The sequence below is a fragment of the Staphylococcus argenteus genome (assembly GCF_000236925.1).
Taxonomy (GTDB): domain Bacteria; phylum Bacillota; class Bacilli; order Staphylococcales; family Staphylococcaceae; genus Staphylococcus; species Staphylococcus argenteus.
Genome location: NC_016941.1, coordinates 2,076,104 through 2,088,959, shown reverse-complemented (window position 1 = coordinate 2,088,959; position 12,856 = coordinate 2,076,104). Strand labels below are relative to the sequence as shown.

Genomic DNA, 12,856 nt, shown 5'->3' with positions numbered 1-12,856 from the left:
GCAAATAGAGGAGTGAATGCTATGACTGAACAAGATAATGCACATCATTCTGAACAAATTAAAACAAATCTTAAATCACGTTTAAATCGAATAGAAGGTCAAGTGAGAGCGATTAATCGCATGATTGAAGAAGATGTCTATTGTGATGATGTTCTTACACAAATAAGAGCGACGCGTTCTGCATTAAACAGTGTCGCAATAAAGTTATTAGAGCAACATATGAAAAGTTGTATTATGAATAAAGTAAATCAAGGTGCTCAAGAAGAAGCGATGGAAGAGTTACTAGTTACTTTTCAAAAGTTGATTAAAGATTAAAGGAGTTTAAGATGGTACATCAAAACACAATATATACTGCAGGTATTGAAACTGAAGAACAAGTAAACCAGTTGACAGAACGTATATCAAACATGATAGGTGTGCATAAAGTGAATATTAATATCATTGATGGAGAAGTAGTTGTAGCATATGAAACACCCGCAAATTTAAATAGCATTGAAAAAGAAATTTATGATACAGGCTATAAAATTGTATATTAATATATCAATGTAAAGCACACTATAGATTTTTATTTTAAAAATAATCAAAAAAGTTTGTAATTAATGTAGTAAAGGTATGGCGAATAGGGTAAGATAATACTGAAAGCGATCCAAACGAGGTGATAATAATGAAACGTCCTGAAAAGATTCAAAATGTAGTCAAACTATTGTCATCATTAGGTGTTAATATTAAAAAGACTAAATCTCGTTTAGACATTATTAATACGTTACCAACATCTAATAAAGTAAGTCACGAATTAAAATAATTGACTGTGATCATGAATCACACACCACGATAACTGCCAGTGATGCGTCACTGGTAGTTTTTTTAGTTTTTTATGTAAGAAAGTATGAAGTTAATCAAAGTTATGATTATCTATATACAATGCTACCAGCCAAACTATTTATTTTAAAAGATATATTTAAATTGTCCATGCATATACAAAAACTCCATACATATATCAAATGATATGTTAAGCATGTGGATAAAGTGTGATGTGTAAAACACTTACATTGATTAAATAAACGTTATATACAAAAACGCCCCTTTAAAGTACGCATTTCTCAATGTTTACATTAAAGGGGATTTTATTTTAACTGTTATTGTCATTTATATATACTGATGATTTGCTTAAATCTATAATATTGTAAATCATCAGTAAGATACTTGGTATATAAAGTTTAAATGTTATAAGTTAATTGCTCTTCGGATGGTATAAATCTACATATCGTTTCGGTTCATGATAATAGATTGATAAAACAATACCGATACCAGTCATCATACTCCATAAAGCACTACCACCATAACTAATAAATGGTAATGGGATACCAGTGATAGGTAACAACTGAATTGTCATCCCGATATTTTGTAAAATATGGAACACAAGCAATGTTACAAAACCTACGATAAAGATTTTGTTAAATTGATCTTCAATTTTTGCAGCAAGTCTTATTAAATGGAAGATTAAGAATAAAAATACAAGAATTAAAATAACAGATCCAATAAAGCCTAATTCTTCACCAATGACTGAAAAGATAAAATCAGTATGGTTTTCAGGAATATAAACTTCACCGTGGTTGTATCCTTTACCTAGTAATTGACCAGAACCTATGGCTTTTAGGGATTCAGTTAAATGATAGCCATCACCACTACTATAAGTATATGGATCAAGCCAAGAGTTGATACGTCCCATTTGGTATAATTGGACACCTAATAGATTTTCTATTAAGGATGGTGCATATAGGATGCCCAAAATGATAGTCATAGCCCCAACAATACCAGTTATAAAAATAGGGGCTAATATACGCCATGTAATGCCGCTTACTAACATGACGCCAGCAATAATAGCAGCTAGCACTAAAGTTGTTCCTAAATCGTTTTGCAATAATATTAAAATACTTGGTAACAACGAGACACCAATAATTTTGAAAAATAATAGCAAATCACTTTGAAAAGATTTATTAAATGTGAATTGATTATGTTTAGAAACGACACGTGCTAATGCTAGTATCAAAATGATTTTCATAAATTCCGATGGTTGAATACTGATTGGCCCGAAAGTATACCAACTTTTAGCACCGTTAATAATAGGTGTGATTGGTGATTCAGGAATAACTAGTAACCCAATTAATAATAGGCAGATTAAGAAATACAATATGTATGCATAATGTTTAATCTTTTTAGGTGAAATAAACATAATCACACCTGCAAAAATGGCACCTAAAATATAGTAAAAGATTTGTCTAATACCGAAATTAGCACTATATTGTCCGCCGCCCATAGCCGAGTTAATAAGCAGAACACTGAAAATTGCTAAAACAGCTATAGTGGCCACTAATACCCAGTCTACTTTGCGAAGCCAATGCTTATCCGGCTGTTGACGAGATGAATAATTCATTGCAAACTCCTTTTATACTCACTAATGTTTATACCAATTTTACATGACTTTTTAAAAATTAGCTAGAATATGACTGAGATATCGGCTATAGATTTCAATTTAATTTAGGAATAAAATAGAGATGAAGATTGTCCTGTATAACAATGAAACAACTAAGACAAAGGCAAGCGCCGCATCGTTTTTAAAATGCAAAATAGCCATTAAATGTGATACTATTAAGATTCAAAGATGCGAATGAATAAATTAATAACAGGATTAAAATGAATATTAACTTATATTAAGGTAGGAAGCCCTGATATATCATTGGAGGAAAACGAAATGACAAAAGAAAATATTTGTATCGTTTTTGGAGGGAAAAGTGCTGAACATGAAGTGTCGATTCTAACAGCACAAAACGTATTAAATGCAATAGATAAAGACAAATACCATGTTGATATCATTTATATTACTAATGATGGTGATTGGAGAAAGCAAAATAATATTACATCTGAAATTAAATCTACAGATGAACTTCATTTAGAAAATGGAGAAGCTCTAGAAATTTCTCAATTATTAAAAGAAAGTAGTTCAGGACAACCGTATGACGCAGTGTTCCCATTACTTCATGGACCTAATGGTGAAGATGGCACGATTCAAGGATTATTTGAAGTGCTAGATGTACCATATGTAGGTAACGGAGTATTATCAGCTGCAAGCTCAATGGATAAACTTGTGATGAAACAATTATTTGAGCATAGAGGTTTACCTCAATTACCTTATATTAGTTTCTTACGTTCTGAATATGAAAAATATGAGCATAATATTTTAAAGTTAGTGAATGATAAATTGAATTATCCAGTATTTGTTAAACCAGCCAATTTAGGTTCTAGTGTTGGTATAAGTAAATGTAATAATGAAACGGAATTAAAAGAAGGTATTAAAGAAGCGTTTCAATTTGACCGTAAACTTGTGATTGAGCAAGGTGTTAATGCACGTGAAATTGAAGTGGCAGTACTTGGAAATGATTATCCAGAAGCAACTTGGCCAGGTGAAGTTGTAAAAGATGTTGCATTTTACGATTACAAATCTAAATATAAAGATGGTAAAGTTCAATTACAAATTCCTGCTGAGCTAGATGAAGATGTAAAATTAACGCTTAGAAATATGGCGTTAGAAGCATTTAAAGCAACAGATTGCTCTGGTTTAGTCCGTGCAGATTTCTTTGTAACAGACGATAACCAAATTTATATTAATGAAACAAATGCAATGCCTGGATTTACTGCTTACAGCATGTATCCAAAATTATGGGAAAATATGGGACTATCATATTCTGAATTAATTACGAAATTAATTGAACTTGCTAAAGAACGTCATCAAGATAAACAGAAAAATAAATACAAAATTGATTAACCGAGGTTGTTATTATGATTAATGTAGCATTAAAGCAAATTAAGTCTTGGATTCCTTGTGATATTGATGATCAATTTCTGGACTGCAAAATTAATGGTGTCACTATTGATTCTAGAGCGATTAAAGAAGGAATGTTGTTTATTCCTTTTAAAGGTGAAAATGTTGATGGTCATCGTTTTGTATCTAAAGCATTGCAAGATGGTGCTGGCGCAGCATTTTATCAAAAAGGAACGCCAATAGATGATGATATAACAGGGCCTATTATTTGGGTCGAAGATACTTTAGTGGCTTTACAACAATTAGCCCAAGCATATTTAAGATATGTTAATCCTAAAGTGATTGCAGTAACTGGCTCAAATGGTAAAACAACAACAAAAGATATGATTGAAAGTGTCTTGCATACAGAGTTTAAAGTTAAAAAAACACAAGGCAATTATAATAATGAAATTGGATTGCCACTAACTATTTTAGACTTAGATAATGACACGGAAATCTCTATATTAGAAATGGGAATGTCAGGTTTCCATGAGATTGAGTTATTATCAAACCTTGCACAACCAGATATCGCGATTATTACTAATATTGGTGAATCACATATGCAAGATCTAGGCTCGCGTGAGGGTATTGCTAAAGCGAAATCTGAGATAACAATAGGCCTTAAAGATAATGGCACATTTATATATGATGGCGATGAACCATTGTTAGAGTCGCATGTTAAGGAAGTTCAAAGTGCGAAATGTATGAGTATCGGTGTGGATACTGATAACGATTTAGTTTGTTCAGTTGATGACAGAGACACTACAGGTATAGCGTTCACTATTAATGGTAAAGAGCATTTTGATTTGCCGATTTTAGGCGTGCATAATATGAAAAATGCAACTATTGCCATAGCAGTTGGTTATGAATTAGGTTTATCATATGACACGATTTATCGTAATTTAAAATATGTTACATTGACAGGTATGCGGATGGAACAACATGAATTAGATAATGATATTACTGTTATTAATGATGCTTATAATGCTAGTCCTACAAGTATGAGAGCTGCTATTGATACTTTAAGTAGTCTTAATGGACGTCATATTTTAATTTTAGGCGATGTTTTAGAATTAGGTGAGAACAGTAAATCTATGCACTCGCAAGTAGGTACATATTTGCAAGATAAACAAATAGAGGTGCTGTATACATTTGGTGATGAAGCGAGTTATATTAATGAAACTGGGAAACAATTTGTTGATAAAGCGCAACACTTTGATTCTAAAGAAGCGTTAATTGAGGTATTAAAACAAGACTTAAAACCACATGATCGTGTATTAGTTAAAGGATCACGAGGTATGAAATTAGAAGACGTAGTTAATGCAGTAATATCATCAAATTAAAAACGACGACATAGCACGTTTGTATAAATGGTAAACGCAATGACAAGCGTTTGAAGAGAAGAGGTGGTTTTGTTTTTTACGAAACCATCTTTTCTTTTTTGATTGACGTTTCATGATTGGAAATTGATTGGAATTAAATCATTGCGTATGTATTGTTAGTGACATACTTTTATATAGGAAGTAATAAGTTGCTATTGGTTTTGCACATTCAAAACTTGATATGAGTATTTTTGCATATTGCGATTTTATGTAGATCAAGGTGAAAGTTGTTGCGTAATGTTAACGAAATACGTATTTTATAAAAAAATTTTTATAATGATTATTCGAATTATGAGTAACGCTTACATCACACTTAATGCTAGCTTTTTGACAAAAATATGACAATCAATTAATGTGTTTCTGCTAAATATTCGCAAATTGCTTTATTGCGATTAAATTTTTTTGGTGGTACTATATAGAAGTTGATGAAATATTAATGAACTTATATGCAAAAGTATATTGAGAAATAAACAGGTAAAAAGGAGAATTATTTTGCAAAATTTTAAAGAACTAGGGATTTCGGATAATACGGTTCAGTCACTTGAATCAATGGGATTTAAAGAGCCGACACCTATCCAAAAAGACAGTATCCCTTATGCGTTACAAGGAATTGATATCCTTGGACAAGCTCAAACCGGTACAGGTAAAACAGGAGCATTCGGTATTCCTTTAATTGAAAAAGTAGTAGGGAAACAAGGGGTTCAATCGTTAATTTTAGCACCTACAAGAGAATTGGCAATGCAGGTAGCTGAACAATTAAGAGAATTTAGCCGTGGACAAGGTGTCCAAGTTGTTACTGTATTCGGTGGTATGCCTATCGAACGCCAAATTAAAGCCTTGAAAAAAGGGCCACAAATCGTAGTCGGAACACCAGGACGTGTTATCGATCACTTAAACCGTCGTACATTGAAAACGGATGGTATCCATACATTAATTTTAGACGAAGCAGATGAAATGATGAACATGGGATTCATCGATGATATGAGATTTATTATGGATAAAATTCCTGCTGCCCAACGTCAAACGATGTTATTCTCAGCAACTATGCCTAAAGCAATTCAAGCTTTAGTACAACAATTCATGAAGTCACCTAAAATTATTAAGACAATGAATAATGAAATGTCAGATCCACAAATCGAAGAATTCTATACAATTGTTAAAGAATTAGAGAAATTTGATACATTTACAAATTTCCTAGATGTTCATCAACCAGAATTAGCAATCGTATTTGGACGTACAAAACGTCGTGTTGATGAGTTAACAAGTGCTTTGATTTCTAAAGGCTATAAAGCTGAAGGATTACATGGTGATATCACTCAAGCGAAACGTTTAGAAGTATTAAAGAAATTTAAAAATGACCAAATCAATATTTTAGTCGCTACAGACGTAGCAGCAAGAGGGCTAGATATTTCTGGTGTAAGTCATGTTTATAACTTTGATATTCCTCAAGATACTGAAAGCTATACGCACCGTATTGGTCGTACTGGCCGTGCTGGTAAAGAAGGTATCGCGGTTACTTTTGTAAATCCAATCGAGATGGATTATATTAGACAAATCGAAGATGCAAACGGTAGAAAAATGAGTGCACTACGTCCACCACACCGCAAAGAAGTACTTCAAGCACGTGAAGATGATATTAAAGAAAAAGTTGAAAACTGGATGTCAAAAGACACAGAATCACGTTTGAAACGTATTTCAACTGAATTATTAAATGAATATAACGACGTTGATTTAGTTGCTGCACTTTTACAAGAGTTAGTAGAAGCAAACGACGAAGTTGAAGTTCAATTAACATTTGAAAAACCATTAGCACGTAAAGGCCGTAATGGTAAACCAAGTGGTTCTCGTAATAGAAATAGCAAACGTGGTAACCACAAGTTTGACGGTAAGAGTAAACGTTCAAAAGGTTACTCAAGCAAGAAAAAAGGCAACAAAAAATTCGACCGCAAAGAGAAGAGTAGCGGTGGAAGTAGACCGATGAAAGGTCGCACATTTGCTGACCATCAAAAATAATAAATTGATTAAGAGCTTTAAGATGTCATGTCTTAAGCTCTTTTTTTAGTTCTATCATAATTTAGACTCATGAAAAACGAAAATTTTCCATTTATCCGATATATAGTTCGATTTAAGTATTGTACAAAAGATTTGGCGAAATTGACGGAGAATTCGAATAGAGGAAAATTGTATTAGTTTTGATTCGACTAATAACGAGCATGTTTTCAGTAGAAATAAGTCATAAATATTATGATAATCTCACATCAAAATGAATGGATGTAAAAAAGGACACTGCATATCTATGTTAATGACAGTGACCTTTTCAAAATAAATTATTTATCTTTCCATTGCAACATTTGATAACCGATACGTGGATGTGTTTTGATAATATCTTTAGCATCTGTATGACATTGAGAAAGTTTTTGTCTTAAAGAAGTCATATGAACGCGTAAGCTAGGCATTTCAGTTTTATTTACATAACCATAAATTCGTTTAAGTATCATTTCGTATGTTAGCACTTTACCCTTATGTTTTGATAACAATTCCAGTAAACTAAATTCATTTGGTGTCAAATGGACTTCTTGGTTATTGATAATAACTGATTTGGAATCAAAGTCGATAACTAGTAAACCGTTTGTAAAAATAATATTAGTTTCTTGGTTAGATTTGGCAATTCTTTCGATAACTCTAATTCTTGCACGAAGCTCATCAACGTTAAATGGTTTTGTCATATAGTCATTTGCACCATTATCTAATGCTTGAATAATAGTTTGTTCTTCTTGTCTAGCACTTATCACAATAATAGGAATATCTGTATGCTGTCTAATCTCGGTAATTAAGCATAAACCGTCTTTATCTGGTAAGCCTAAGTCTAGTAATATAATATCTGGTTTATCAATTTGAATTTTAAAATGTGCACTTGTGGCATTTTCAGCTGTAGTTACAGTGTAATAATCTAAAGTTAAAGCGACATCTAGTAAATGTGTAATTGCATGATCATCTTCAATAATTAATATTTTAGATTGCATTATACGTCTCCTTCACTAAAATCTATATCAATATTGAAATAAAATATACTACCATGTGGTTGATTCGTTTTATATTGTAGAATTGAATGATGTTTATGCAGTATAGTCTGCACTAAATATAGTCCAAGTCCCATACTTTCTTTTTGATTATCTTTAAAATGTTTATTCGCACCAGTATAAAAAGGTTCAAAAATCTTTTGTTGTTCTTGTGCACTTATACCTGGACCTTCATCAATAACAGAAAATTGAACTTGTTTATCGTTTGGCCTATGAATACATAATTTAATAGTCGTGTTGGACGACGAATGTTTTATTGCATTTTCAATTAAATTAAATATTGCTTGAAGTATTAATTTACTGTCAATTCTCACAAAATGTAAATCTTCAGTTAACGCGATTGTTACATCATCTTTTAAATGACGACGTTTTAAAATAGTGTCAATTTCCTCTACTAATTCGCTAACTAAATATGGTTGCAACTTGATATGAACATTAGAAGATTGTAATCGAGTTAGAGACAATATATTGGTTACTAAATGATATAAATACTGACTTTCTTGGTAACTGTTTAACAGTAACTGCTGTTGCTCATTGAACGGCATTAGTTTATTATGTGTCATTAAAATATCTAAATTCCCCATAATAGTTGTTAAAGGAGTACGTATATCATGAGAAATTGAGCGCAAAAAATTAGAATGTGTAAGTTGGCGCTCAGCTTGTAACATAGACTCTCTCGTTTGTTTTAATAATGTCACATTCTCAACTGCTAAGGACAATTCGTTTAGCATAGATTCAAGTATGGATGCATCATACGGATTAATAGTTTGTGATTGTTGACAATTTATTGCAACTACACCTTTAACAGGGGAAGCACCTATCGGAATTAACCATTGATTGATGCCTGGAAAGGTATCTGTTGTTGCACCTGCTTGCCTTTCGTTTTTGATAACCCAACTTAACACTTGTTCATAATGTTGGTTTTTATAGTCGGCGTCTTGTTGTAATGGAATGGTTTTGCTGACTTTAGAGTCATCTATTACATAAATTGTAATTGGTTGTTGCAATAATTGATGAATTTGATGTCCTGCATTTACCAATAAATCTTTTACTGTATATGTTTGTTTAATCGAATCATTAAACTGTAATAATAAATCTGTTCGATAGAGCTGCTTTTTAGTAATTGAATACTGAAATTTAATTTCTTTTAATAAAGCACTCGTTAAAATACTGACAATAAATGTAATTGGATAATCAAAACGATATACTTCAAACGTAAATCTTGGTTCTGTAAAAAAGTAATTAAAAACAAAGACATTCAGTATTGCCGCTATAAACCCAACCATATACGATTGTGTCCAAATTGATACTAATATGATGCCAATGAGGAAGAGCATTAAGATAATAGTACTGGATTCATGTTTATCAAGCTCGTATACCCATAACCCCATTAATATGCATATCATTTGAATCAAAAGCATTTTTAACATATCTTTAGCGAATCGCTTACTTTTAGGGCGATAAGGTATTTTATTCGTATTTAACGCGACAGGAATTTGTTTAATAGGAACAATTTCAATTTTATAGTGATGATCAAACGACATTAAACGATCAATCAATGGTGTATTAAAAAAGTCTACCCATTTATTTCTAATATGTTGCCCAATAATTAATTTAGTAACATCTTGATTTTTGCACCATTCGTCTAAACCCGATGCCACACTTTGACTGTAGACAACTTTTACTTTAGCGCCTAATGATTTTGCTAGCATAAGATGACGATGTACATGCTTTTGACTATCATGGTGCTGCCTATTTTTTTCAAAAATATCTATATAGATAGCTGTAAACTTTGCATGTTCTTTTTGGGCAATGTGAAAAGCCTCTTTTATTACCGCTTCATTATAAATACTGCCACTAATAGCTACAGCAATATGTGGTGTCATAATTGCTTTATTATTATGGCGTAATTTTTCCTTATCACTCATTAAATCAGCGACAGTGCGTAACGTTAGCGTTCTAAGTTCACTCAAGTGTTCGTAAGTAAAAAAATTGCTAAATGCAACTTCAAGACGATCTTTTTTATATACTTTCCCAGCTTTTAACCTTTTTATTAATTGATTAGGTGAAATATCTACAACTTCTAAGACATCTGCGCCAATTATAAAATAATCAGGCACACGTTCTTTTACTTGGACACCAGTCATCATTTCGATTTGACTACTTAAACTTTCTATATGTTGAATATTTAATGTTGTATGCACATCTATACCGTGGTTTAGAATTTCTTCAATGTCCATGTATCGTTTTTCATGGCGCTCTCTTGATATATTTGTGTGCGCTAACTCATCGATTAGAACAATCGTCGGCGCTTCTTCGAGAATACGATCTATATTCAAATCTTGAAAACTGTGGCTACCATGTTTTGTGACATTAGTTGCGATTTCGGGTAATTTTTTTGCCAATGCTTCGGTTTCACGACGTTGATGGGGTTCGATATATCCGATTTTTATATCAGCACCATTTTGATATAAATCAATCGCATTCGATAACATTTCAAACGTTTTACCAACACCAGGACTATAACCAATATAGATGGTTAGAGTTCCACGCGTCTTTCCTATTTTTAGCGATTCAGTGTTCGTCATAACCTTCACCTCGATAGCAATATCATAATATTCTTCGCAATTTAATGCTATAAAATTTCTTTCTGTATGAGTATCTTAATGAATTCTTAATAACTAAGTTTGAAAATTAATATTTAACTCATAAACATCTTGTTACGATGTGGATGGGTTAAAGGAGGTCAGAACAATGATTATTTGTTTGATTTTAATTGTTATCACATTAGTGATGTACTTATTTTTTGCTTTAATTCACAGTGAAAAATTTTAAAAACATGTTAGGTGAGAACTATGGTAGAAATAATTTTATTCTTAGTAATTATAGTTTTTATTGCTTATGTATTTAGTAAGTATCTTTATCGTGTAGCATTAATTCAACCAACATTTGCTGATGGGATATTTAGAAATTTTGAAAATGTATGTTTTAAAATAATCGGAACAGATTTAGAGCATATGTCAGCTAAAAGATACTTAAAGCACTTTTTAGCATTTAATGCATTAATGGGTTTAATTGCATTTGTGTTGTTGTTAACGCAACAGTGGCTTTTTTTAAATCCAAATCATAATTTGAATCAGTCGTTTATTTTAGCGCTTAATACGGCAGCATCATTTTTAACAAATACTAATTTACAACATTATAGTGGCGAAACTGGAGCTACGTATTTAACGCAAATGATTGTTATGACTTATTTAATGTTTACATCAAGTGCATCAGGTTATGCCGTATGTATTGCAATGTTGCGTAGGTTAACGGGATTGACAGATATTATAGGAAATTTCTATCAGGATATTATTAGGTTTATAGTGCGTGTACTATTACCAATTTCATTTTTACTAAGTATTTTATTAATGATTCAAGGAGTACCACAAACATTGCATGGCAATTTAATGATTTGCACATTAAGTGGTCAAATACAGCATATTGCTATTGGACCAATAGCTTCACTTGAATCTATTAAACACCTTGGTACCAATGGTGGAGGGTTTTTAGGAGGTAATGCATCAACACCTTTTGAAAATCCAAATATATGGAGTAATTTTATTGAAATGGGCAGTATGATGCTACTTCCGCTAGCAATATTATTTTTATTTGGGCGTATGTTGACTAAAAATGGTAGACACGTACATCGTCATGTTTGGGTATTATTTGTAACAATGTTCATCATTTTTATTAGTGGAATAATTTTAACGATGTGGAGTGAGTACCATGGTAATCCACTATTTAATCATTTAGGTATTCATGATGCTAATTTTGAAGGCAAGGAGGTACGATTTGGTATTGGATTATCATCAGTATTTTCGATTATAACGACTGCTTTTACTACTGGATCTGTTAATAATATGCATGATAGTTTAACGGCATTAGGTGGTTTAGGGCCAATGATATTTATGATGTTAAATATTGTATTTGGTGGAGAAGGTGTCGGATTAATGAATCTATTAATCTACGTATTGTTAACTGTATTTATTTGCAGTTTGATGGTTGGAAAAACACCAGAATATTTAAATATGCCTATCGGAGGTCGTGAGATGAAATGTATAGTGTTAGCATTTCTCATTCATCCAATTTTAATATTAGTTTTCTCTGCACTCGTGTATGTCATTCCTGGTGTTAGTGACACTATTACGAATCCATCATTTCATGGCGTATCTCAAGTACTTTATGAAATGACATCTGCATCTGCAAATAATGGCTCAGGGTTTGAAGGGTTAAAAGACAATACACCGTTTTGGAATATTTCAACAGGTATCATAATGATATTTGCTAGATATATACCAATTATCTTGCAATTGATGATTGCGTCTAGCCTAGTTAGGAAAAAATCTTACCACCAAGAAAAGTATACGATTGCAATTGATAAACCTTATTTTGGTGTATCACTAGTTGTCTTTATCATTTTACTTAGTGGATTAACATTTGTTCCTGTGTTACTTCTCGGTCCAATCGGTGAATTTTTAACTTTAAAATAA

General features: G+C 31.9%; 11 protein-coding genes. 8 read left to right on the top strand and 3 right to left on the bottom strand.

The window, feature by feature from the left end; all coding sequences use genetic code 11:
• Window positions 1-21 precede the first annotated feature (21 nt).
• The 3 genes from csoR (at window position 22) to SAMSHR1132_RS10170 (ending at window position 802) form a co-directional block, all read left to right on the top strand.
• Entirely contained in the window at window positions 22-315 is a 294-nt protein-coding gene (csoR, locus tag SAMSHR1132_RS10180) for a copper-sensing transcriptional repressor CsoR (protein WP_000138932.1), read from the top strand.
• Window positions 316-326: 11 nt separating this feature from the next.
• On the top strand, window positions 327-536 hold the full coding sequence (csoZ, locus tag SAMSHR1132_RS10175; protein ID WP_000233591.1) for a putative copper chaperone CsoZ: 210 nt from the start codon (window positions 327-329) through the stop codon (window positions 534-536).
• Between the two features lie 128 nt (window positions 537-664).
• Window positions 665-802 (top strand): Lmo0850 family protein, encoded by a 138-nt coding sequence (locus SAMSHR1132_RS10170; protein WP_000828355.1) that lies wholly within the window; start codon window positions 665-667, stop codon window positions 800-802.
• A 429-nt stretch (window positions 803-1,231) separates the two neighbouring features.
• Here the strand turns inward: SAMSHR1132_RS10170 and SAMSHR1132_RS10165 are convergent, their stop codons facing one another.
• Window positions 1,232-2,434: an FtsW/RodA/SpoVE family cell cycle protein gene (locus SAMSHR1132_RS10165; RefSeq protein ID WP_001109945.1), complete on the bottom strand. Its 1,203-nt coding sequence runs from the start codon at window positions 2,432-2,434 to the stop codon at window positions 1,232-1,234.
• A 318-nt stretch (window positions 2,435-2,752) separates the two neighbouring features.
• On the opposite strand from SAMSHR1132_RS10165, the gene SAMSHR1132_RS10160 reads away from it, so the two are divergent.
• The 3 genes from SAMSHR1132_RS10160 (at window position 2,753) to cshA (ending at window position 7,254) form a co-directional block, all read left to right on the top strand.
• The gene (locus tag SAMSHR1132_RS10160; protein ID WP_000159636.1) at window positions 2,753-3,823 is read left to right on the top strand and encodes a D-alanine--D-alanine ligase; all 1,071 of its coding nucleotides are present in this window, start codon (window positions 2,753-2,755) and stop codon (window positions 3,821-3,823) included.
• A gap of 14 nt (window positions 3,824-3,837) precedes the next feature.
• A complete protein-coding gene (locus tag SAMSHR1132_RS10155; protein ID WP_000611229.1) occupies window positions 3,838-5,202 on the top strand; it encodes a UDP-N-acetylmuramoyl-tripeptide--D-alanyl-D-alanine ligase in 1,365 nt (454 codons plus the stop codon).
• Between the two features lie 531 nt (window positions 5,203-5,733).
• Window positions 5,734-7,254: a degradosome RNA helicase CshA gene (cshA, locus tag SAMSHR1132_RS10150; protein WP_001178934.1), complete on the top strand. Its 1,521-nt coding sequence runs from the start codon at window positions 5,734-5,736 to the stop codon at window positions 7,252-7,254.
• Window positions 7,255-7,568: 314 nt separating this feature from the next.
• On the opposite strand, the gene SAMSHR1132_RS10145 is transcribed toward cshA, so the two are convergent.
• Together SAMSHR1132_RS10145 and SAMSHR1132_RS10140 are read right to left on the bottom strand one after the other, a co-directional pair.
• Window positions 7,569-8,264 carry a response regulator transcription factor gene (locus SAMSHR1132_RS10145; protein ID WP_001190846.1) on the bottom strand — a complete coding sequence of 232 codons (696 nt, stop codon included), beginning with the start codon at window positions 8,262-8,264 and terminating at the stop codon, window positions 7,569-7,571.
• Entirely contained in the window at window positions 8,264-10,909 is a 2,646-nt protein-coding gene (locus SAMSHR1132_RS10140) for a sensor histidine kinase (RefSeq protein WP_000185541.1), read from the bottom strand. Before SAMSHR1132_RS10140 ends, SAMSHR1132_RS10145 begins: the two co-directional genes overlap by 1 nt.
• A gap of 166 nt (window positions 10,910-11,075) precedes the next feature.
• On the opposite strand from SAMSHR1132_RS10140, the gene SAMSHR1132_RS14460 reads away from it, so the two are divergent.
• Entirely contained in the window at window positions 11,076-11,156 is an 81-nt protein-coding gene (locus SAMSHR1132_RS14460; RefSeq protein WP_042355536.1) for a potassium-transporting ATPase subunit F, read from the top strand.
• Window positions 11,157-11,176: 20 nt separating this feature from the next.
• Window positions 11,177-12,856 (top strand): potassium-transporting ATPase subunit KdpA, encoded by a 1,680-nt coding sequence (gene kdpA / locus SAMSHR1132_RS10130; protein WP_000229289.1) that lies wholly within the window; start codon window positions 11,177-11,179, stop codon window positions 12,854-12,856.

Excerpts from the sequence above, each read along its gene's own strand:
- csoR (WP_000138932.1), top strand. The coding sequence starts at position 22 with ATGACTGAACAAGATAATGCACATCATTCTGAACAAATTAAAACAAAT.
- csoZ (WP_000233591.1), top strand. The coding sequence starts at position 327 with ATGGTACATCAAAACACAATATATACTGCAGGTATTGAAACTGAAGAA.
- SAMSHR1132_RS10170 (WP_000828355.1), top strand. The coding sequence starts at position 665 with ATGAAACGTCCTGAAAAGATTCAAAATGTAGTCAAACTATTGTCATCA.
- SAMSHR1132_RS10165 (WP_001109945.1), bottom strand. The coding sequence starts at position 2,434 with ATGAATTATTCATCTCGTCAACAGCCGGATAAGCATTGGCTTCGCAAA.
- SAMSHR1132_RS10160 (WP_000159636.1), top strand. The coding sequence starts at position 2,753 with ATGACAAAAGAAAATATTTGTATCGTTTTTGGAGGGAAAAGTGCTGAA.
- SAMSHR1132_RS10155 (WP_000611229.1), top strand. The coding sequence starts at position 3,838 with ATGATTAATGTAGCATTAAAGCAAATTAAGTCTTGGATTCCTTGTGAT.
- SAMSHR1132_RS10145 (WP_001190846.1), bottom strand. The coding sequence starts at position 8,264 with ATGCAATCTAAAATATTAATTATTGAAGATGATCATGCAATTACACAT.
- SAMSHR1132_RS10140 (WP_000185541.1), bottom strand. The coding sequence starts at position 10,909 with ATGACGAACACTGAATCGCTAAAAATAGGAAAGACGCGTGGAACTCTA.
- SAMSHR1132_RS14460 (WP_042355536.1), top strand. The coding sequence starts at position 11,076 with ATGATTATTTGTTTGATTTTAATTGTTATCACATTAGTGATGTACTTA.
- kdpA (WP_000229289.1), top strand. The coding sequence starts at position 11,177 with ATGGTAGAAATAATTTTATTCTTAGTAATTATAGTTTTTATTGCTTAT.